The following is a 21,144-nucleotide window of genomic DNA, read 5'->3' on the forward strand; positions in this document are numbered from 1 at the left end:
CACTCAGCCCGGCACGGGCCCGGGCTTTAGTGGCCGGCGCGCAGCGAGCGCCGGCTTCCGGCCCGCTCACCTCGGGCTGGCAAGCAGGCTGAAAACCGAACTTTCGACCTTCATGTGCTTGCGGATCCAGGACCTGATCCAGAGGTTCCAGCCCGCGACCGATCCGGCGAAGCAGACCGCCACTCCGATCGCGCCGAACAGCCAGGCCGCGAGCGGGATCAGCGCGATCGCGATCAGGTTCGAGCAGAGAAGCGCCTTGTTCAACGTGCCGGCGTTCCCGCTCAGCGACATGAGCGCGTTCGTCGGCCCGCAGAGCGAAGAAACCGAATAGCCGGCGACGAGGATCAGCAGCACCGGATACCCGGCGGCGAAGCCGGGGCCGAAAGCTTCCAGAACACGGCTCCCGAAACCGAGAAGAGCCACGGTGATACAGGCGACGACAAGCAGCACGAAGACCGAGATCATCCGGGCGATCCGCTGGATCTCGCCCATGTCGCCCCGATGGAAGGCGCGCGAGACCTGGGGCGCGCCGACCAGGATCATCGCCGTGGGCAGGAACTGCATGGCCTGGGCGGTCTTGGTCGCGGCGAAGAAGAGAGCGGCGTCTTCCACCGACAACATCGCGCCAACCGCGATCGTTGCGATGTTCGGCAGGCCGACACCGATGACCGCGTTGATCCAGAAGGAAAGCGAGGCCTTGAGGTGCGTCCCCCGGGGCAGTCGCGACCAGGCACGCTTCCAGACGCAGGTCGGGGAATCCGTGACGCTGAACAGCAGGACGAGGGCGATCAGGGTGACCGCTGTCATCCAGACCGCTCCGTCGCTGGAGAGCGGAGGCAGCCAGCCAAGCACCGCGGCGCCGGCGATCACCACGACGGCGAGCCGCCAGAGCACGTCTCGCGCGCCGAAGGCCGCGAGCACATAGCCTCGACCCCGGAGCGCGTTCTGCTGCAGTTCCGCCAGGGTCATCGCGAGGATCAGCGCGCCGACCGAGAGAGGCGCGACATTCGCACCCATCCACCGCGCGGCCACGAGCCCGGCCACGATCAGCAGCGTCCCCGCGAGAGTCCGCAGATAGCTCAACCGCAGGAAGGCCCGTCCCTCGGTTTCCAGCTGCCGCCCGTCGAAGCGCGGCATTTCCCGCAGGACAAGTTGGGCCTGACCGAGGAGCGCGATCTGCGACGTCAGGGTGGCAAGGCTGAAGGCGGTGGAGAACAGGCCGTATTCGGTATGGGTCATCGCCCGCGCGAGGGCGGCGAACATCACATAGGTCAGGAACGCCCCGACAAGCTTGATGCCCATCACGAGGCCCGCGCCCTGCCAGAGCCGCCGCGCTGGCTCGACGGTCATGTCGGAGGCGGTCACTCGGCCGCCTCCGGGCTGGGAAGAAGGATTTCCTGATAGATCATCCGGGTCTCTTGACACATTCTTGCAACGGAAAACCGGTCCGCCACTTCCTGGCGCGCCATGCGGCCCAGGAGGGCGCGGCGTTCGGGCGAGGCCAGGGCGAGGATCGCCTCGGCGCCGGCCCGCGCGTCACCCTCGGGGTACAGCAGGCCCGTCCTGTCATGCGCGATCACGTCGTTGTTTCCCACCACGTCCGTCGCCACGACCGCGAGTCCCTCCGACATCGCCTCGAGCACTGCGAGAGGCATGCCTTCCCAGCGGGAGGTGGAAAGAAAAATATCCGCCCGTCGGAAGACCTCGCGCGGCGCGGCGCTCGGTCCGGAGAGGCGGACCCTGGCGGAAAGTCCCCGTTCCTCGACGGCGGCCCTGACCGCGGGCAGGCTCTCGCCGGTTCCGAGGACCTCGATGTCGAACCCCTCGCCCAGCCTTGCGCGCAGCGCCTCGGCGATGTCGACGATGAGTTCCGCGTTCTTCTGATAGTCGTATCTGCTGACGGCGACGATCCGCGGGGTCGTCGCATCGGGCTGCCGCGGAGCCTCCTCGGGGATGACCACGCCGTTGTCCACCACCGTGAGCTTCTCCGGCGCGGCGATCCCGGCGGCCAGGATCAGTTCGCGCTCGCCCTCCGAGACGCAGATCGCCCTCTCGGTCCAGCGGCTCAGCAGCCGCTCCAGCCCGAGATAGGCCCGCGTCCGGAACCGGCCGTATTCGCCCACGTGCAGCCCATGGAACGTATGCGCCGCGGGCCGGCCCGTGAGCGCGGCGAGGAGACGCCCGTAGAGTCCCGCGCCCTTGCCGTGGGAGTGGATGAGATCGATCCGCCGCTCCCTTACGATCCGCGCGAGCCGGAACAGCGCGCCGAACTGGAACCGCCGATGCGGCAGGTCGATGACCTCGACGACGTTCGGCAGAGCGGCGTAGCGGTCGTGATAGGGAGGTTCGTCGGGGCAGGCGATGAATATTTCCATCCCGTCCCCGATATTCCGGCAGAGCTGGAAGATGTGCTCCGGCCCGCCGCCTATATCCGCGCGCACCGTCAGGGCGAGAATCCGGGTCGGGTGCGTCTCCGAAGACGTATGCGACGCGGCCGCGTGGAAACGCTCAAGCTTCATCGGACATGCACCGCATAACGGGTTCGCGAAGATCGGCGCGGCAGCCTCGCGCGCCGCGGGGTCGAAAACCGAACAGGCTCATGCTGCGACAGATCTCAAAGCGATCATGTCCGCCGCGCCGCCAGGAGCCTCCCGCGACCAGAGATCCATCTGGCTCCATCTGGCCGAGGATCCCGATCCATCCGATGGCAAAGTCATGAACCGAACTCCTGTCACTCAGTAAAACCTAACTAACTCAACAACCTACGTGACAACCGGTCACGCCGCCATACTATTCCGATTGGACATCAAATGCGGATTCATGTCAACGGGCGTTAACCTTATGCGCGAGGCGCCGCCGCCTGAACGCATATTCCAGTGGGGCGCCCTGCGCGCCTGAACTCGCAGGGCGAGCAGATCACGGACCTGAAGCAGGCGGATTCCACTGGCCGGGAGGATCTACCAACGGATCGGGGCGTTCACATTCGCCGCCGGGCAGCGGGCACCGGCGTTCGAGCGAGGATTCAGCGGCTTCGTCACCGAACAGGTTCGCGCGCGACTCAAAAATCGCTTGCGTGACCAAGCCCACGCACAGCATCAATTCATTCCGAGACCGCCTATTACGACCGAACCACAGCGTTTGTGATTGTCCGTGCGTAACGACCTTGTTGGGAGACCGTATCCATGAAGCTGAAGCATTGCATCGCGGCCGGCGCGTCCGCCTCGATCCTTCTAGCCGCGCAGATCGCCAATGCGCAGGGCACCTATTTCAAGCTCTTCGGCGGCTGGAGCATTCCGCAGGATCAGGACTTCACCCTCGATCGCGACGGAACCGGACGGCCGAGCGGCCTCGATTTCGACAGCGGCTACGGGCTGGGCGCGGCGATCGGCTTCGCCTACAGGCCGAACGTCGACATCGAGATCGAATATGTCTACCGCGACGCCGACGCGTATCTCGAGAACACGCGCAACACCGACAGCGGCTCGAGTTCCTCGAACGCCGTCATGATCAACGCGCTCTATGAATTTCCGTCCTCGGGCACGATGAGTTCGCTCCACCCCTATGTCGGCGCGGGCCTCGGCGTGGGAGATCTCGCTTATGATCGCGACGATCTCGAGATGGATTCGGACTACAACTTCGCCTATCAGGTCATCGCCGGCGTCGGATACGATGTATCGCTCCAGGCCAGTCTCTATACCGAGATCCGCTACTTCAGCATCACGGACCAGACGATCGAAGGCGACAACGACTACAGCTTCGATTCCGGCTATGAAAGCGTGGACGTCCTGTTCGGCTACAAGTACAACTTCTGACCGCCGAGACGAGAGATCCGTGAAGGGGTACCTTCACGGATCTTCCTGCGAAACGAGGGCGGCGGAACCGCCTTTGCGGTGGCATGGCCGCCGCCCCACTTAGAGAGCGGCGCGGCCTCCTCGCTCACAACCAATGAGCGGAATTCGCCCGACGGGCGCATCCGCTCATTCCCAAGGCTCTTCGATCAGATGGTCCCGGGCCGGAACCCGCGCCCCGCTCACCTGCCGGTGAGGCGGAGCATCGAGAGCGCCGTCAGCGCCATGATCTTGACGTCGCGGCGGAATGTGACCTTGCGACCATAGTTCACGTCGAGCGTCACCCGGTTGTCGTAGGAGATGTCGTTGCGCCCCTTGACCTGCCAGGGACCGGTGAGGCCCGGGCGCATCGCCAGATAGGCCGAGCGGGCCGGGCCGTAGCGGAACAGCTCCGGCTCCGTGATCGGCCGGGGACCCACCAGGCTCATGTCGCCGCGCAGCACGCAGAAGAGCTGCGGCAGTTCGTCGAGGCTCGACTTGCGCAGGAAGGCCCCGATCCGCGTGACCCGGGGGTCGTTGGTGAGCTTGTGGTCCGCTTCCCACTCGGCGGCGGCCACCGGATCGGAAGCCAGGATCCGGGGCAGCATCTCGGCGGCGCCGAGGCACATCGAGCGGAACTTGAGGCAGCCGAAGGTCCTGCCGCGCAGGCCGACGCGGGGATGGGCGTAGAACGGCCGCCCCCCGTCGATGGCCACGAGCGCGGTCAGCGCCAGCATCAGAGGCGCGAAGGCGACGAGCATCAGCGAAGCCACGACGATATCGAAAACGCGCTTGCCGCGGGTGCGATAAAAGCCGCCCGACCGGGGCAGGAAATCCTGCGCCGTGCTCCGATCTTCGAAGAATTCACACGCGGCGGGCGAATTGTCCATCGCAGCGGCGGTCTGGGCATGCCGGGGAGAAGATCCGTTGGGAGAAAAACTCATACTACCTCGCACTAGTTAAAATGCGCTTCCAGTCCCCCCCGGAAGGCAATCGCCATGCGACCCAGATCGACCCGTTGGGCGCTTACTTTTACGTTAATAGAACGTTAACGGCTGGCTGTGTCAACTCGCAAGAGCCATATTCCAATCCGATTTTTCCGTATTGCGAGTGAACGCGCGGAAACCCGCCAAGAGGAAAGTGGTTCGAAGCTCATCTCGCGGATGCGAAATCGCGGCCCGGGCCGCGCGCGAATGATCGCCGTTGGCGACGGCCCATCGCGGCGAGACCCGGCGGCTACTGGCAATAGTCCTGGCGCGAGAGATTGATCGTCTGGAAGGTGCCGCTGGCGAGCGATTTCTGGAAATAGCGGCAGGCCTGCTTCGGATCGTGCCCGTAATCGAGGAAGGACAGGCAATCGGCGGCGGGGTTGAAGGCCCAGGGGTCCCCCGCCTTCGCCGCCTTCACATAGAGATCGCAGGACCGGGTCTGGTCGCGGATGACCCCGCTGCCGACCCGGTAGGCGCGGGCGAGCTGGGTCGTCGCGGGCGGATATCCCCCGTCCGCGAGTTGCCGGAACAGCGGCGTGGCCTGGGCGCCCTTGCCGGTGACCTCGAAGGTGCGGGCGAGGGCGAAGGCGATCCTCCGATCGCCCGGCGCCGCCGCCTGCTCGCTCCGGCAGGCATCGGCCGCGACGAAGAGCTCGCCCGAACTCGCGCGGCCCTGCGCCACCGGCGAATCGTTCAGCGGGCGGTAGTCGATCCACCCCTCGGTCACCCGCGCGCAGGCGCTGGCCGGCGCCGCGGCGCGCGGCTGGGTGGCGGCCGGCGCGGCCTGGGGCGCGGGGGCCCGCGGCTGGATCGGCGCGGGGGCGGGCGCGGAGGTTTTCCCCGGAGGTTTCGGAGCCGCGAAATTCGCGCCCTGCGCGCCGGCCGGGCCGGCCAGGGCGAGCAGCCCGGAGACCAGCAGCGTCAAGAAGCGTCCGCCCATTCCGCCCTCCCGCCATCACGAAGGGCAAGGATAGCATGGCCGGGCCGCGCGCCAAACCCGTCAGGGATCATGACCCCGAATCGGCCGATATGCTCTATACTTCCGGCCGGCCGGATCGACGGCGCCGGACTTCCCATTTCAGGCCGGCCTCCGGCCCCGCGCGACGGCATCCGCCCGGATATGCGCGCAAGCCCTGGGAGACTTCGCATGCGACCCCATCCCGCCGCCGTCCTCCGACTCCTTCTGGTCCTCGCCGCGGCGTTTCTGGCCCCGCTCGGTCCCACCTTGGCCGAAACCAACCCCGACGCGGAGATCCCGACGGGCAAGCGCGTCGCGCTGGTGATCGGCAACGGCGCCTATGGCGAGCTCGGCACTCTGCCGAACCCGCCGAACGACGCCACCGACATCGCCGCCGCGCTCAGGACGCTCCATTTCGACGTGACCCTCATCACCGACGGGGACGCCGAGGAGATGTTGGGCGCGCTGCGCGATTTCGGCGAGGCGGCCACCGGCGCCGACGTGGCGCTGTTCTACTACGCGGGCCACGGCATGGCGATGGAGGGCGAAAACTACCTCGTGCCGGTTCGCGCGCGGATCAAGGACAAGCTCAGCCTGCGCTACGGCACGCTCAACCTCTCGGATGTACGCGACACGCTCGAGGCCAGCCGCGCGCCGCTCAAGATGGTGATCCTCGACGCCTGCCGCGACAATCCGCTCGCAAAGCAACTGCGGCAGAATTCGGGGCAGCTCGGCCGGAGCCTGGACGCCAATTCCGGGCTGGTCGGCATGGATGTCGACCGCGCCGGCGGCTGGTACATCGCCTATGCCACGGCCGCTGGCGCCGTGGCGCTCGACGGCCAGAACCAGCGCAACAGCCCGTTCACTACGGCGCTGCTCGCCCATATCGGCGAGGAGAACGTCGATGTGCGGGTGATGTTCGGCGATGTGCGCGCCGACGTGGTGCGGGCGACCAGCAACCACCAGACGCCCTGGGCGGAAGACGCGATGCTCGGCGATTTCCAGTTCAACCCGGTCGCCGTCAAGCCGGTCGAACCCGTGGTCGACCCCTCCATCGCGGCCTGGCGCGCCATCGTCGACAGCGACGAGCCGATCGCCTTCGAGGAATTCCTGGGAAATTATCCCGAGAGCGATTTCGCCAGCGCCGCCAAGGTCCGGGCCCACGCGCTGCGCGACCCGGCGGCGGAGCGCGCGGCCTGGGAGGCGGCGCAGCGGAGCGGGGCTGCCGAAGCCTATGAGAAATTCCTGCGCAACTATCCCGCCGGCCCCTATTCCAGCGCGGCGAAGACCCTGCTGCAGAGCGCGCTCGGCTCGCGCCTGCTCGCCTCCGACGATCCGGCCGAGATGGAAGCCTATATCGCCCGCTTCCCGGATTCGCCCTGGGTGCCGGTCCTCCGCCAGCGCATGGAGGCCGCTCAGGCCGCCGCCGCTGCTCCGCCCCCCGCGGCTCCCCCCGGTCCGCCCGCCGATCAGACATCGGAAGGGTCATCGGGCCAACCGCCCGCGGATATCACGGTCACGATGGCGGCGCCCCCGCCCGATGCCGGCGATTCCGGCCGGGCGCTGACGCTCGCGCCGCCCGCGACGCCGGAGCGCCCCTCCGCCGGAACGCCCGCGGACATCATCGCCGAGGCGGACCTCTCGCCGCGGTCGATCGCCACCCTCGAGGCGGTGGTCTCGCCCTATCTGATCCAGATCGCGCTGAAGGGCCTCGGCTATTACAATGGTGAGCTGGACGGAAAGTTCGGGCCGGCCTCGAAGCGCGCGGCGTCGGCGTTCCAGCGCGATCTCGGCGCCTCCGCCACCGGGGATCTGCGCCCCATCGAGATCGTCGCGCTGATCGGCGAGGCGGCGCGCAAGGGCAATGCCGATTCCCAGAACACCTACGGCGGCATGTTCGATACCGGCGCCGGCGTGCCCCGGAACGCGGTCACCGCCGCCGACTGGTACCGGCGCTCGGCGGAGGCCGACTACGGCTATGGCCAGAGGAATCTGGCCTGCGCCTACATGGCCGGCCGGGGCGTGGAGAGGGATCCGGCCGAGGGCCGGCGCTGGCTCCAGGCGGCGCGGCGCAACGACGTGCCGCCCGAGGACGCGCGCTGCGAATAGAGGGGGCCGCCTCAGCCGGGGCCGGACAGGCGCGCGCGGAATGCCTCCAGCGCCCAGCGGGCGGCCGGGCCGGGCAGGGTGTCCTTGCGGCGAAGCGCGCTGAACGGATAGGCGAGCCCCGGCCCCTCCGGCAGGGCAAGCTCCACCAGCGCGCCGCGGTCGAGATCCTCCCGCACCGCGTGGCGCGGCATGTTGCCCCAGCCGATCCCCTCGCGCAGCAGCGCGTGCTTGGCGCCGAGATCCGCGAGCCGCCAGCTTCGCGGGCTCAGGACCGAGAAATCGCGGCCGACGGTCAGATCCGAGCGGTCCGTCAGAACGAGTTGCAGATGCGCGCGCGCCTCGCCCGGGCGCGGCCGCTCCGCGCGGGCGAGAGGATGCGAGGGCGCCGCCACCGGCACCAGTTCGACCGCCCCCAGCGCCTCCCGCTCGAGATCCCGGTCCTCCGGCGTGATCGGCCCGCCGATGCCGAGATCGGCGCGTCCGTCGAGCACCAGCGCGGCTACGGCGCCCAGGGCCTCGACATGCAGACGCAGGGTCACGGTCGGAAAGCTGTCCTGGAATTCGCGCAGCACGGCGGCGATGGCGGTGCCCGGCACCATGACATCGACCACCAGCGCCAGTTCGGGCTCCAGACCCCGGCTGAGGCTCCGGACCTTGGCCATCAGCGCGTCGACGTCGTCCGCCACGGCGCGGATCTCCGCGAGCAGCGCCCGGCCGCGCTCGGTCAGGACCGGGCGACGGGATCCCGCGCGGTCGAAGAGCGCGACGCCGAGCTGCGCCTCGAGCGTGGCGACCGCGTAGCTCACCACCGAGATCGCACGGCCGAGCCGTTTCGCGGCGCGGTTGAAGCTGCCCTCGTCCACCACGGCGAGAAAGACGCGCAGATGGTCAAGGCTCGGCTGGGCGACGTCAACCATTCAGGTTTTCCGAACGTTTTGGAGAATTTTATCCCAGTTATATGAAGAGTAGGCAAGGTCTATCTGGGTGTCCATCAGCTTCGGCCCGAAAGCCGCCGAAGCCTCCCTCAATGCAAGGAGTTCCGTCATGACCACCCGGACCGAAACCTTCTCCGCCTCCCTCCCGCTCGCCGGCGCCGACTATGCCGCCGCGGCCGGCAGGCTCCTGATCGCCGCGATCTTCCTGCTCAGCGGCTTCTCCAAGGTCACCGGCCTCGCCGGAACCGTGGATTACATCGCCGCCGTCGGCCTGCCCGCGCCTACGCTCGCCGCGCTCGGGGCCATCGCCGTCGAACTCCTGGGCGGGATCGCGCTCGTGGCTGGCCTGCGCACGCGGCTGGTCGCCTCGGTGCTCGCCGTCTTCACCCTCGCCACGGCGGTGTTCTTCCACGCCGATCTCGCGGACCAGAACCAGTTCATCCACTTCTTCAAGAACATCGCGATCGCCGGCGGTCTGCTGCAGGTCATCGCCTTCGGGGCCGGCCGGCTGTCGCTCGACCGCGGCTGAGCGTCCTTCCCCCGCTCCTCCGGCGCCGGCCCGCGAAAGCGGCCGGCGCCGCCCGTGTTCCCGGGACCCTTCAGGGATCACCGTGGCGGGCGTGCCAGGAGGCGCAGAAGCTCACGAAATGCTTGCCCGGGCGCTTCGGCTCGATCTCCTGCTGACCGCACCAGCGGCGCCATTCGCCCTCGAGATGATAGACGTCCCAGCCCGGCGCGACCGAGCGGGCATCCTCGTAGGCCTCGGGGTCGAGCACGCCCTCGAAGATCTCGTCCTCGCGCGCCGGGACCGAGCCACGCGCGCGAAAGGTCACGAATTCCTCGTCCATCTCGATGCTGTAGTCGGGCATGTGCGCGTGGGCGGCATCCTCGGCGACGATGTTCGCGAGCAGCCGGCGGAACTCCTTGTCGGTCGAATAGGAGCCGCATTTCGACTTGAGCTTGCCGAGCCCGATCTTCCAGGACGCCGCCTGCCCGCAATGCTTGCGCGCGATCTCGTAGAGCCGGCGCTCGAGCGGCTTCCTGAGCCGGAAGTAGTTCCGGTGCAGCGTCAGCACCTCGCGCGCGGTCACCGCGTTCAGGACCCAGTCCGAGAGGGTGACCTCGATCTCGTGCATCCGTCCCTCGCGCGTCTCGCGCACGATCCGGAAACTGTCGATCAGGCCGAAACCATCGAGGATCTCCACGTCGCCGGTCGTGACATTGGTGGTGATCGTCGTGCCCCGCAGCCGCTCCATCGCCGCGCGCAACTGCTGGTAGCCGCGCCCGTCGGTGCCCCGGTTGGTCGCGTTCAGGAGATCGAAGGCCTTGAAGCGGATCGCCCGGCTGACCGGCCGGCCCTCGTTCTGCGCCGCCATGAGCTGGCTGATCGCGAAGATCAGCACGTCGCGGTCGTGAACGGTCGCCAGCCCCTTCACCGAAGGCGTGATCTCGACGAAGTTCCGCCCGTTCTCGTAGCGGCGCACGTTCCTGTCAGGCTTGGTCGCGATCGAGAAGACCGGGTGCTCCATCGAGGCCATGTCGCCCTTCGGCGCCGCGTCGAGAATGTCGCAGACGAAGAAATCGGCGGACTGCATCCGGTCCGGCAGCAGCGGCGAGCGTTCCTTCGCGCTTTCAGGCACCCAAACCCCCGAATCGTGCTTTCACCCACTCAACCCCGCTGATTCGTGTTTTCACACACCGGATCCCCAGCTTTCGTGCTTTCACCCACCACGTCAAGTTTTTCGTGCTTTCACCCACCTACTATCGTGTTATCACACACCATCTTTCGTGTTATCACACACCAGCGGTTTCAGAATCCCGATCCATTCCAAGGGCTTGCGGACACTTATCCACAGCTTAACCCATTATTTAACCCATATTAACTCAGCACGCACCAACCGCCGCTCGGAATCCGCGTGAGCGCGGAACCAGGAGATCGAACCGATACCGCGGAAATCCGGGAGAATGCCGGTGTTATGCCGGAACGCGCAGACGCGAGCGGCGGGGCGTGCCCCGAAGCGCCATGAGAATGCGTACCGCCGAGCTTTCGGGATCGTAGGTCCCATCGGCCAGGATGACCCGGGGCGGAGCGGCCGGGGAAGCGGAGCTCCCGGCGATGAGGGTTTCGACCAGCGCGGCGCGGATCGCCTCGGCGCGGCTCCACACCGCCGCGTCCTCCAGCAGGCCCCCGGATTGCAGCCTGGAATGCCGTTCGAACCGCGCATCCAGCCGACGGACACAGGTCCTGACCGGAGTCACCACGCAGACATAGGTCCGCCCCGGGGTCGCGCCCGGTGCGAGGATCTCCCGCCAGGATTCCGGCGAGAAGGGAACGGGCGCGCGCAGATAGGCCGACCAGATCGCCTGGAGCAGCCCTTGGTCGACGAGATAGCCTCCCGGCGCGTTTCGAAGCCGCCGATAGAGCGCGGCGACGGTCAGCGCGTTGAAGACCACCTTGGCACGATCCCGCGGCCCGTGCTGCGGGATCGCCGCGATCCGCCGGGCGGCGCGGCGTTCAGTGGGGGCGCCCGGCAGGGCGCGCAGGATCAGGCCGAGCCGCGCCGGCGTCCGCCGCGCACCCGGCCAGTCGTCATGGGTGAGCCGGGGTGCGAAGACCGGCGGCGGCTCCTCCCGCTCCAGCAGGTTCCAGCAGGCGCGGGCGAGCGTCGTCTTGCCGGACCCCGGGAGGCCGAAGAACTCCAGCCGGGGGACCGGATCCCTAGGCAAGGGCGGGGACCGGCCGCGCCTGCCCGGCGAGATCCTGGTAGATCTCCAGCGTATGGCGCGACATCACCGCGGTGTCCCAGGCGTCGAGCCGGGTGTGCCGCGCCCGCTCGGCGAAGGCTTCCCGCGTATCGGCGATCCGGAGCAGGTCGGCGACGGCCTCGACGAATTCGGTCCAGTCCCCCTGCCGGACAACGATGCCGTTCACGCCGTTGGTGATGATCTCCTCGATGCCGGGCAGATCGAACAGCACCGTGGGCCGGCCGGCCGCGAGATACTGCAGGACCGAGCGGGGCAGACCTTCGCGGTCGGCGCAGTGGACGCAGACATCGGCCATCGCGATGACCCGTTCCGGATCGTCCCGGAAGCCGAGCAGCAGGATTCGGTCGGAAAGGCCGAGCGCGGCGATACGGGCCTCGATCGCGGGCCGCAGGAATCCCTCTCCCGCGAGCAGGATCCGGGTATCCGGACAGAGTGCCAGCAGCGCGCGCGCGTGATCGAGCAGTTCGAGATGCCGCTTGCGCGGTTCGAGCGCCGACAGCATCGCGATCACCGGCGGCCGCCTCTCGCCCGGGGCGAGGCGCAGGATCCGCCGCCAGTCCTCGGGCGGCGCGGCCTCGGCGAAGCGGCGAAGGCTGAACCCGGAGCGGACGATGTGGTGCGGCGCGTCTCGGCCGACTCCATGTGTCAGGCAGGCGTTCCGCATCCCGTCGCTGACATGGATGAAGGCGTGGGTGACCTTCGCGGCGGCGAGTTCCGAATAGAGATAGACCATCCTCTTCGCCCCGGTCTCGCCCAGGAACGGCAGGATATGGACGCCATGCACCACCACGGGCACTCCGGCCCCGGCCGCGGCGAACCGGCCGACGATCCCCGCCTTCGACTGGTGCGTGTGAACGATGTCGGGCCGAAGCCGGCGCAGGAGCCGCAGGATCTCGCCATAGGCGGTCAGGTCGGCGACCGGATTGAGTTCCCGCGTCAGGGCCTTCACCTCGAGCGTCCTGATCCCCGGCGCGGTCTGCTCGGCGAAGCCCGGCAGATATTCGTGGCCATGCACGAGGATGACCTCATGGCCATCCGCGATCTGTCCGGCGCAGGTCAGGAGCGTGTTCTCCTCCGATCCCGCCCGAAGAAGACGTGTCAGTATATGGACAATCCTCATCCGCGTTCCCTCTTTTCTGGAAGGAACGCAAAATGATGAAATCGCTACAATTGATCTGAGGAGCTATAATACATGTGGATTAATCACGATGATCAGTACTGCCTGCCGTAGGAAAGCGCGTCGCATTCCGCCGTCTCGGGCGCCGGATCATCCTCGAAGCGGCGCATGTTCGGATGGCAGCCGATCCAGTTGTCGCGGACCTCCCGCCAGAGCGCGCGCGCTTCCGGCCCCTGGACGAAGCGGAAGCAGGAGGGCGGCCGCTTGAACCCGGGGGGCCAGGGCCGGTCGGACATCCAGAGGAACAGGTTGCCCCGGCAGTCGGAGATCCGCTCCCAGCCGGCGGCAAGCTGGGAGCGGCTGACGATGGCGTTCCCCTCCATCGCGAAGACGCTGTCGATCACGCGCAGCCGCGGCGAGGCCGCCCCGGCCTTGATCGGCGGCCCGGTCCGCATCTCGCCGCGATAGGGATAGGAGGTGACGCGGATCAGCGCGCCGAGCAGCGTCAGCGTGCGCGCCGATCCGTCCGCGGCGCGGCTCGGCAACTGCCGCATGCTGATGCCGGAGAAGCAGCCGTCGAACAGCACGTCCTCGACCAGACCGTCGTTCAGGAAGTCGTTCTCGAGACAATCGTCCCGGATCTCGCTGAACCAGGATCTTCCGAGGACAAGGAAATCCGAGGCGCCGGAGAAGCGCGCGCCGTCCCAGGCCCGGCGCACCCGCGCGCGCTCGACGATCATGCGCGGGCTGTCGAAGATCGCGATCGCCGCGCTGTTGCAGTAGCTGTGTTCCCAGTCCGAGGCTTGCGGCACCTCGCCGTCGAAGGTTCCGCCGATCAGGAGCGCGGCGGGGGCGCGATAGATCCGGAGCGGATAGGCGTTCACCGGGAGCGGTCCGATCTCGCAGCCGGCCTCGGCGGAGGGATTGGTGTTCCGGCTGTTGGCCGGGCGAAACATCGCCGAGCGGGCGTCGATCACCGAGCCGGGGCCGAGGTCGCGCAGGACGACCGGATCGTAGCCGTGCTCGCCGCTGAGGTCGATCACCTCGGCCGCGGCGCCGGAGGCGGCAATCTGCGCCAGCAGCAGGAGCGCGGCACAGCACCGGTTACGCCCGCCTCCTCCCGCTCGCGTCATGCCGTTTCTCCGCCCGTTCTAGAGCAGCTCCCAGACATGGCACTTGATCGCAAGCGCGGTTTCCTCGAGGGAGCCGTCCGTGCGCACCTCCCGCACCGTCTCGGAGCCCGGAAAGCTCAGCGCCCGCACCGTGTCGAGGCGGCGCTGGATCTGCGGAAGGGTCATCTCGGGCCGCCGCGTCGCGATCACATCCGCCGGGGCGAAGAGCTTCAGCACGAGATCCGGCGGATCGACGGCGCCGCGGCGGTAGGGAACCTCCTCCCAGGCGGCGAGTGCGCGGGCGAGCCCCCAGCGGGATTCCCGCAGATGGCCGAGCAGCGCGCCGTCGTTGAAACCGGGAAATTCCCCTTGGGCGAAGCGGTCGCAGAGGACGATCTGGCCACGATTGCGCGCCTGGATCATCCGGCGCAGCTTGGCCCGCTTCTCGAGGCTGAGCGTGAGCGCCCAGGGCAGCAGGCCGATCGCGCGGAGCGCGCCGCGCCCCTCCGCCGGCGAGCGCCGGTCCGCCGCGTCGGGCCGCGCCGGAGAAGGCGGGGCGATCCGCTCGACCAGGTGCCGCGCCAGCCGCAGCGGCTGCCGGTAGAGCGAGGCCGGGCCTTGGCCGCTGCCGAAATAGATCCGCGTCACGTCGAACTTCACGCCGAGCCAGTCCGACAGCTCCCGCGCGAGGCTCGACTTGCCCGATCCGTCCGATCCCAGCAGCACGATGACCACGCCGCCCCGCGGCGAGATCCGGCGCATCGGCGTCGGCGAATGGAACAGCCGCCGGTTCAGCGCGTCGCCGATCCATTGCGCCTCGCGCAGCGCCGCGAGAAGCGCCGAGCGGATCGGGCCGTAGGTCCGGAAGTGCCGGAGCCTCGCCTGCGCGGCCCGGGCGAAGGCCCGGCGCGCGGCGGGATCCTCGGGATCGTCGAGCAGCGCGCGGAGCGGCGCCTCGGCCTCGGGTCCGAGCAGGTCGCGGGCGAGGGGGGCGAGGGTCTCGGGCGAGACGCGCGCGCGCAGCCAGTCGAATTCGCGGCGGAAGTCGGTCGGCGGCGCCCCGGCGGGGCGCGGCCGCCGGAACCGGTCGCGGAACCGCCGCTTCAGCACGCGGCGCGTGAGCAGCAGCAGCATCTCCATCTCGGGCGCGGCGACGTGGATGCCGTGCCCGGCGTCGAAGATCCGGGTCTCGAGCACGCGCCGTTCCCAGGGCAGGCGGTAGCCCTTCAGATGCGGCTGTCCGAGGGTGAGCCGGTAATGCAGGTGCAGATGCGCGATACGGCCGGTGGCGGGATCGAAGCCGAAGTGATCCTCGACGGCGGGATAGCGCTTGCTCCCCACCGCGTCGAAACGCTTGTAGTTCCGCGCCGCCAGGATCTCCTGGAGCGCGCGCTGCTGCCGGGGGTCGACCAGCACGTCGAGATCGGTCAGCCCTTCGAGGGCCGGGCCGAGATGCTCGTTGCTCTTCCAGTGGCAGTAGCGGATCCCGGCCGCGTCCAGATCCGCGAACAGCGCGGTCGTGACCTCGAGGCCGGCCATGTCCGGTCCGGCCCCGGCTTCCCTCAGCCGCGCGCTCTCTCTCATTCGCCCACCTCACCCAGCTGTTTCGGCCGGATCACGTTCGAGACCGCGCGCAGCAGCCGTTCGCCATCCGGACCCATGAAGAACCCGGGCCGCAGGAACAGGGCGGCCGCCCCGGTGATCCCGCCGAGCCCGGCGGTGCCCGCCACCGTCAGGAGCGCGCCCGCCTGCGCGGCGCGGAGCCAGTCGGCGGCGAGCGCGCCCGTCACGCCGACCAGGATCGCGAGCACGATCCCCGGCAGATGCGCCCGGGCGAAATCGGCCCAGCCCATGCCGGTGAGACGCAGGCTGAGGCTGGCCATGGTCAGGAAATTCACCGCGAGCGCGGCGAAGACGCCGCAGGCCACGCCGCCGAGTCCCCAGGCCTGGCCGATCACCGAGAAGCCGATCACCGCCGCGGCGAAGAGCGCCTGACGCCAGGCCCGCGCATAGACCGCGCCGGTGGCCCGGGCGATCGTGTCGCTCATCTTGTAGCTGGCGCGGAACAGCATCGCCCAGGCGAGGATCCGCAGCGGATCGGCGACGCCGGCCCAGGCCGGTCCGAGCAGCAGCAGCACGATCTCGTCGGCCAGGATGAAGATCACCATGCTGGTCGGCAGGATCACGAGCGCGCAGGTGAAGACGCCGCCGCGATAGGCCCGGATCAGCCGCGCGGGCTCGGCCTGCACCAGCGCCATGGCGGGGAAGAGCACGCGGTCGAGCACCTGGCCGAGCATCAGCGCGGGCGTGGCCATCAGCTGGTAGGCATGGGCGTAGAAGCCGAGCGCCTGCTGGCCGAGCCAGCGCCCGACCACGAGGTTGTCGCCCTGGCCGGCGATGTAGTTGCCGATCCGGGCAAGCGTGAAGCCGGCGCCGAAATAGAGCAGTTCCCGCGTCGCGGCGGCTTCGAGAAGCGGCCGCTTCGCATGGGGCTGGCCGATGAGGAGGAGGATCGCGCGCAGCGTCTGCTGCGCGAGATAGGCGCCGACGAGCGCCCAGACCCCGGCGTGAAGCAGCGTCAGCGCCGGGGCGACGAGAAGGTAGCCGGCGGCGAAGGCGGCGGTGTCGACGAGGGCGAGCCAGCCGAAGCGCAGGTTGCGCTGCGCGAGCGACTGCGCCACCGTCGAGATCCCCTGGAGCGGAAAGGCGAGCGCCATGATCCGGGCCACCGGCTCGAGATCGGGGATGCGGAAGAGAGATGCGATCGCGGGCGCGCCGAGCCAGACGAGCAGACCGACCGCGAGGCTCAGCGCCACCGACAACGTGAAGCCGGCGCGGATGTGCCGGGGTTCGAGTTCCGGACGCTGGACGATCGCCGGCCCGACGCCGAGTTCGTAGAAGATCGCGCAGAGCCCGGCCACCACCATCGCGGCCGAGAACAGGCCGAATTGCGCCGGCGGCAGCAGCCGGGAGAGAATGACGAGCGCGGCGAGTTGCAGCACCGCCTGGCTCCCCATCGCGAGCGAGGTCCAGGCCAGCCCGGACACCGTCTTCTCGGTCAGACGCCGCGTCTTGGCCGTCATGCGACTTTCCATCCCCCGTCAACGGCGATCAGCTTAGAGTCGGTCCCCGGCAAAGCAACATACGCGGAGAGTTATCCTGTAATCCTCTCGGGTTATCTTCCCGCGGCCGGATCCGGAACTCAGGCGATCGGCCATGTAATCCCCATGTCGATCTCGAAGAGCCGCCCGTCCGCCACCTGGTCCGCGCCGTAATCCGCGGCGTAGAGGTTCATGTGGTGGCCGTCGTTCGGGTCGCTGCTCGGGGCCAGCGTCAGGCCCTTGATCTTCGGCTTGTGGCCGCTGTCGCTGCGGTATTCCGCGTCGTTCAGCAGGGTGAGGGTGGAGACGAGATCGCCGTTCCCGTCGACGGTGAAGATCTTTCCGCTGGTGGCGCCGCCGGCGAAATAGAAGAGATCGGCATAGGGATCGTAGGCCATTGCCTCCGGTTCTGTCACCGCCGAGGGCAGGTTGACCACGGCGACCAACTGGCCGCTGGTGGTGAGCTCGAACATCCGGTCCGTCACCCCGTCGAGCATGAACATATGGCCGGTGTCCGGGTCGTAGGCGGGATCCTCGGCGTCGGTGATCCCGAAGGCCCTGACATTGATCTCCCCGACCTTGGTCCCCGGCGCGGCGGGATCGACCCAGAAGAGCCGGTCGGCGTCGTCGTCGGTGATGTAGAGATAGCCGTTGTCATTGTCATAGGCGAAGCCGGTCGGCTCCTTGCAGAAGCTCGTGAGGCTGGCGGATCCGGCCTGCGTCCCGTCCGTCCGGATCGTGAAGACATTGGTGGGACTGTAGAACGGCTTTTCCTCGTGCTCGGAATCGGCGATGAAGATCCGGTCGAGACCCGGCACATAGGCGAGGCCCGAGGGATCGGAGCAGCCGTAGCCGGAGGGATCGCCGGCCTTGTAGAGGGTCGTGTCATGTACCGCCACGACGGTCGGCGACGTCGTCGGCGGAGGAAGGGCGTCGTTGTCGTGGACGACGACGTTCACCGTGGCACTCTTGCCCTGATAGGCGGAATCGGCGCTCGACGCGGTGAAGGACAGGGGGGAGGTTTCCTGCCCCTCGACGAGCGTGTCGTCGATGGCCGAGACCGTGACCGTGCGCGCGACGTTCCAGTCGGTCGGCGTGAAGGTCAGGAGCGTGGGGGTCGCGTCGATGTCGGATGTCCCGGCGATGGCGACGGTCACGTTCGCGGTCGGGGCCGACCCGAGGGCGACGGTGACGGAATCGCCGGCGCCCCCCTCGGTCACCACGGTGTCGCCGCCGGATTCTCCGATCACGAGCTGGGCGCTTGGGAGGGTGTAGGTGACGTTGAGCTGGGGCGCGAATCCCCCTTCGGAGGAGTCGAATTCCCAGCCGTTGCCGCCGCTCATCGAGAGCAGCCAGCCATGGTTCGCCGCCCCGCCGCTCCAGGCTTGGAGGCTCGTGGTCACGTCGAGTTCGCCCAGCCCGCTGGCGATGCCCGCCGGCCGGGTCAGGTCGGGCGCCGCGACCGCTTCGACGCCATCGGTCTGGATGCCGTTGCCATAGGCGTTCCACGTCCAGCTCGGCGCGTGGTGCCAGTCGAGCAGCATCCGGTTCAGCGAGAAGGCATCCCCGGTATTGTCCGTGACATTGATGGTGAGCGTCGCCGAGGTGATCGTCGCCCCGACCGGGATCTGTCCGGGACCGTCCCCGAACAGGTCACCGAAATAGAGCAGGCCCTGGATCACCTTGCCGGAACTGTCCGAGCCGTCCACGTTGACCCTGTCGAGCGACCTGTAGTCGGAATTCGGACTCTTCTCCCGGATTATCGTGTCCTGAGTAGATGAATACCCGTTTTGAGATTGCTGGAAACTTACGGTGGGCATGATGCTATCTCACCTTCAAGTTGCTTCAATCAACTGGCGCGCAGGATCGAATCCGATATCGATTAACACGATCGCGTGCTATTTTGTCGCGCCTTCTGGAATCATTTTATTTCGTATTCATGTTGATTATTTCATCCTGTTGTTGTTATGCTTGCGGTAGCTGCTCGAGGAATTTCGGTATCGCGGACGACATGGAGCATCACGTGCTGGCGGATTTTTTCTCCTGGAACACCCGGCTGTGCTCGTCCCTGGACAGGGTCCTGGTGCGGGACAGCGAGAACGCTTCCCTGGAACGCTTTCTGACCGAGATCCGGCCGGAGCATCGGGTCGCGGATGTCGGAGGGGGGAAGCAGCCGGCGCGGCTGAAATACCCCGATCATGCGTGGAATGGCGTCGCCTACGAGGGGCTCGATATCGACGACACCGAGCTTCGAAGCGCGCCGCCCGGCATCTACAGCCGCGTGCGCGTCGTCGACATCACGGATGTTCCCGGGGAGATGTCCGAAAGCTACGACCGGATCATCTGCCGCAACACGCTCGAACATGTGCGCGACATGGACCGCGCGATTGGGGGCCTGGCAATGATGGCGCGGCCGAACGGCAAGATCTACGTCAAGACCACCTGCCGCTTCGCGCTCTATGCCCGGCTGAACCGGATCCTTCCCGAGGTCCTGAAGCGGAGGCTGCTGTTCTTCCTTTTCCCCCACAAGAGCGGCGACGGGTTTCCGGCCTTCTACGACCGCTGCACGGTCCGGGAAATTTCCGATCTCGCATCGAAACATGGTCTGAACCCGTCATTTCCGGTCAATCAGTCATACTATTCAACCTACTTCACATTTCTGATGCCGGTATATTTCGTGTGGCGCTTTTTTACGGGAATACAGTATTTGATCAATAAGGATTATTCGGAGAGATTCGAGCTTGTCTTCGAGAAGCGGGACTGAACGCCAGAATGGTCAGTGCACGCCGACTCCGCCCTTGCGGCTCGGCTCCGGTTTGGACTTGGGCTTCGATTTTGGCTTCGACTGGTGCGGCTTCGGCTTCGGCCGGCGCGATTTCGGATGAGGCGGTTTCGGCTTCGGATGGGGAGGCTTCGGTCCGGGGTGATGGTGTGGCAGCCCCGCCGAGCCCGCGATCGCCCGCGATCCGAGGCTCGTCCCGAGCAGGAGCGTCATGGCGGGCGGCGTCACCGCCGCGAAACGTCCCGCCCTTTCCATGAAACGACGCCGCTCTGGATCTTCCGGACCGGCGGGGGGGTCGGAGAATTCGTTCTTCAGGTCCATTTCCGCGATGCCCCTCTGAAGGATCTCGAAGTATTGAGCGGAGGCCTTTTTTTCACAAGTACTAGGCATATACCTCTTTGGAATTAACCATAATTCCGATTATCCGCCCGAATTTCACTCCTCCGCGGGGCGAGCGGTTCAGAGCTTGGCGCGCGATTCCCCGAAGACGCGGACGGCGCGGCGAAGGAGATCGCCCGGGCCGCGCGCCATCAGGTCGTCGGCGCGCCGGGTCCGGTGCGCGATCCAGGCGATCTGTCCGGCGAGGCGCAGCGGCGCGCCGATCACGCGATACCGCGCGGTGAAAAGGCGGCGCGCGTGCTGCAGCCGGGTGAGGAGGTGCCGGGATTCGGCGGGTACCCGCGTTCCGAACAGATCCGCGAGGGTGACGAGCTGGGTGTCGATCGCATTGCGCGTCGCGCGATCGGCGCCGGCGGCGCGCACGGCGCCCCAGTCCACCGGTTCGGCCGCCGCCAGTTCCGCGAGATCACGCAGATGCCGCAGGTCGATCCGGCCGCGCCAGTAGTCGCCCTCCTTGAGAAGGTCGTGCAGGATCCAGTGCAGCGCGCGCGCCTCCGGGGACGGAACGATGGCGCGAAGCGGACCGCGCGCGACCTCGGTTCCCGAGGCGGCGCTGGCCCGCAGGTCGACCACGCCCGGATCGCCCGTCCGGGCCATCTCGCGCGCGCCGGGGAGGGCGGCGTAGCCGATCCGCCGAAGCGCGGCCCGCGCCATCCGCAGCCGCGCGGCGGGAACGCCGATGTCGAGATCGCTCGTGATCCGCGCGGGAGGGCAACGCTCCGGGGCGGCGTAGAGCGGCGCCGCGCCTTTCAGCAGCACGGGCGTGATCCCCCGCCGGTTCAGCGCCGCGATCACCGCGCCGAGCTGGGCGCGCAGCCTCCGGTTCCGCTCCAGGTTCCGCGCGTCGATGAAGGCGAGGAAATCGGCCGCGTCGGCGGGCAGCCCGTCGAGCGCGCCGGCCCGCCGCAGCGCCTGGCAGAGCGTCGGCGTCAGCAGGGAACGGTTCGCAAGCGCGATCACCGCGTCCCAGTCGGTCGCGGGCGGCGGCCGTCCGTCGAGCGCGGCGAGCAGCATGTCGAGCGTTCCGGCGCGGGACTTCATCTTGGCGA

At 68.0% G+C, this 21,144-nt stretch carries 18 protein-coding genes; 4 read left to right on the top strand and 14 right to left on the bottom strand.

What is annotated here, in order from left to right:
* Positions 1–66 precede the first annotated feature (66 nt).
* Positions 67–1,365: a lipopolysaccharide biosynthesis protein gene (locus FJM51_RS15765; RefSeq protein ID WP_140455101.1), complete on the bottom strand. Its 1,299-nt coding sequence runs from the start codon at positions 1,363–1,365 to the stop codon at positions 67–69.
* Positions 1,362–2,519: a glycosyltransferase gene (locus tag FJM51_RS15770; RefSeq protein WP_140455102.1), complete on the bottom strand. Its 1,158-nt coding sequence runs from the start codon at positions 2,517–2,519 to the stop codon at positions 1,362–1,364. The genes FJM51_RS15765 and FJM51_RS15770 overlap by 4 nt, the downstream gene beginning before the upstream one ends.
* Positions 2,520–3,182: 663 nt before the next feature.
* On the opposite strand from FJM51_RS15770, the gene FJM51_RS15775 reads away from it, so the two are divergent.
* Positions 3,183–3,812, top strand: a complete 630-nt coding sequence (locus FJM51_RS15775; protein WP_140455103.1) for an outer membrane protein — start codon at positions 3,183–3,185, stop codon at positions 3,810–3,812.
* A gap of 218 nt (positions 3,813–4,030) precedes the next feature.
* Here the strand turns inward: FJM51_RS15775 and FJM51_RS15780 are convergent, their stop codons facing one another.
* Positions 4,031–4,657, bottom strand: coding sequence for a sugar transferase (locus tag FJM51_RS15780; protein ID WP_438502763.1), 627 nt, complete (start codon positions 4,655–4,657; stop codon positions 4,031–4,033).
* A 406-nt stretch (positions 4,658–5,063) separates the two neighbouring features.
* On the bottom strand, positions 5,064–5,756 hold the full coding sequence (locus tag FJM51_RS15785) for a tetratricopeptide repeat protein (RefSeq protein ID WP_140455105.1): 693 nt from the start codon (positions 5,754–5,756) through the stop codon (positions 5,064–5,066).
* A 207-nt stretch (positions 5,757–5,963) separates the two neighbouring features.
* Between FJM51_RS15785 and FJM51_RS15790 the strand changes: the two genes are divergently transcribed.
* A complete protein-coding gene (locus FJM51_RS15790; protein ID WP_181164585.1) occupies positions 5,964–7,883 on the top strand; it encodes a caspase family protein in 1,920 nt (639 codons plus the stop codon).
* Between the two features lie 11 nt (positions 7,884–7,894).
* On the opposite strand, the gene FJM51_RS15795 is transcribed toward FJM51_RS15790, so the two are convergent.
* Positions 7,895–8,800, bottom strand: coding sequence for a LysR family transcriptional regulator (locus tag FJM51_RS15795; protein WP_140455107.1), 906 nt, complete (start codon positions 8,798–8,800; stop codon positions 7,895–7,897).
* A gap of 127 nt (positions 8,801–8,927) precedes the next feature.
* On the opposite strand from FJM51_RS15795, the gene FJM51_RS15800 reads away from it, so the two are divergent.
* On the top strand, positions 8,928–9,347 hold the full coding sequence (locus FJM51_RS15800) for a DoxX family protein (RefSeq protein ID WP_140455108.1): 420 nt from the start codon (positions 8,928–8,930) through the stop codon (positions 9,345–9,347).
* A 70-nt stretch (positions 9,348–9,417) separates the two neighbouring features.
* On the opposite strand, the gene FJM51_RS15805 is transcribed toward FJM51_RS15800, so the two are convergent.
* The 7 genes from FJM51_RS15805 to FJM51_RS15835 form a co-directional block, all read right to left on the bottom strand.
* Positions 9,418–10,458, bottom strand: a complete 1,041-nt coding sequence (locus tag FJM51_RS15805; protein WP_233713150.1) for a replication initiator protein A — start codon at positions 10,456–10,458, stop codon at positions 9,418–9,420.
* A gap of 334 nt (positions 10,459–10,792) precedes the next feature.
* On the bottom strand, positions 10,793–11,545 hold the full coding sequence (locus FJM51_RS15810) for an AAA family ATPase (RefSeq protein ID WP_181164586.1): 753 nt from the start codon (positions 11,543–11,545) through the stop codon (positions 10,793–10,795).
* Entirely contained in the window at positions 11,538–12,704 is a 1,167-nt protein-coding gene (locus FJM51_RS15815) for a glycosyltransferase (protein WP_140455110.1), read from the bottom strand. Before FJM51_RS15815 ends, FJM51_RS15810 begins: the two co-directional genes overlap by 8 nt.
* A gap of 92 nt (positions 12,705–12,796) precedes the next feature.
* A complete protein-coding gene (locus tag FJM51_RS15820) occupies positions 12,797–13,834 on the bottom strand; it encodes a hypothetical protein (protein ID WP_140455111.1) in 1,038 nt (345 codons plus the stop codon).
* An 18-nt stretch (positions 13,835–13,852) separates the two neighbouring features.
* Entirely contained in the window at positions 13,853–15,397 is a 1,545-nt protein-coding gene (locus FJM51_RS15825; protein ID WP_140455112.1) for a hypothetical protein, read from the bottom strand.
* The gene (locus tag FJM51_RS15830) at positions 15,394–16,896 is read right to left on the bottom strand and encodes a lipopolysaccharide biosynthesis protein (protein WP_210240305.1); all 1,503 of its coding nucleotides are present in this window, start codon (positions 16,894–16,896) and stop codon (positions 15,394–15,396) included. The genes FJM51_RS15825 and FJM51_RS15830 overlap by 4 nt, the downstream gene beginning before the upstream one ends.
* A gap of 119 nt (positions 16,897–17,015) precedes the next feature.
* Positions 17,016–18,734, bottom strand: coding sequence for a DNRLRE domain-containing protein (locus tag FJM51_RS15835; RefSeq protein ID WP_140455113.1), 1,719 nt, complete (start codon positions 18,732–18,734; stop codon positions 17,016–17,018).
* Positions 18,735–18,925: 191 nt separating this feature from the next.
* Here FJM51_RS15835 and FJM51_RS15840 point away from each other — a divergent pair, with 191 nt between their 5' ends.
* On the top strand, positions 18,926–19,678 hold the full coding sequence (locus FJM51_RS15840) for a class I SAM-dependent methyltransferase (protein WP_181164587.1): 753 nt from the start codon (positions 18,926–18,928) through the stop codon (positions 19,676–19,678).
* Positions 19,679–19,690: 12 nt separating this feature from the next.
* Here the strand turns inward: FJM51_RS15840 and FJM51_RS15845 are convergent, their stop codons facing one another.
* Positions 19,691–19,951, bottom strand: coding sequence for a hypothetical protein (locus tag FJM51_RS15845; RefSeq protein WP_181164588.1), 261 nt, complete (start codon positions 19,949–19,951; stop codon positions 19,691–19,693).
* Between the two features lie 204 nt (positions 19,952–20,155).
* Positions 20,156–21,136, bottom strand: a complete 981-nt coding sequence (locus FJM51_RS15850; RefSeq protein ID WP_140455116.1) for a nucleotidyltransferase family protein — start codon at positions 21,134–21,136, stop codon at positions 20,156–20,158.
* Between the last annotated feature and the right edge of the window lie 8 nt (positions 21,137–21,144).

This window comes from Amaricoccus solimangrovi, assembly GCF_006385685.1.
Classification (GTDB): Bacteria; Pseudomonadota; Alphaproteobacteria; order Rhodobacterales; family Rhodobacteraceae; genus Amaricoccus; species Amaricoccus solimangrovi.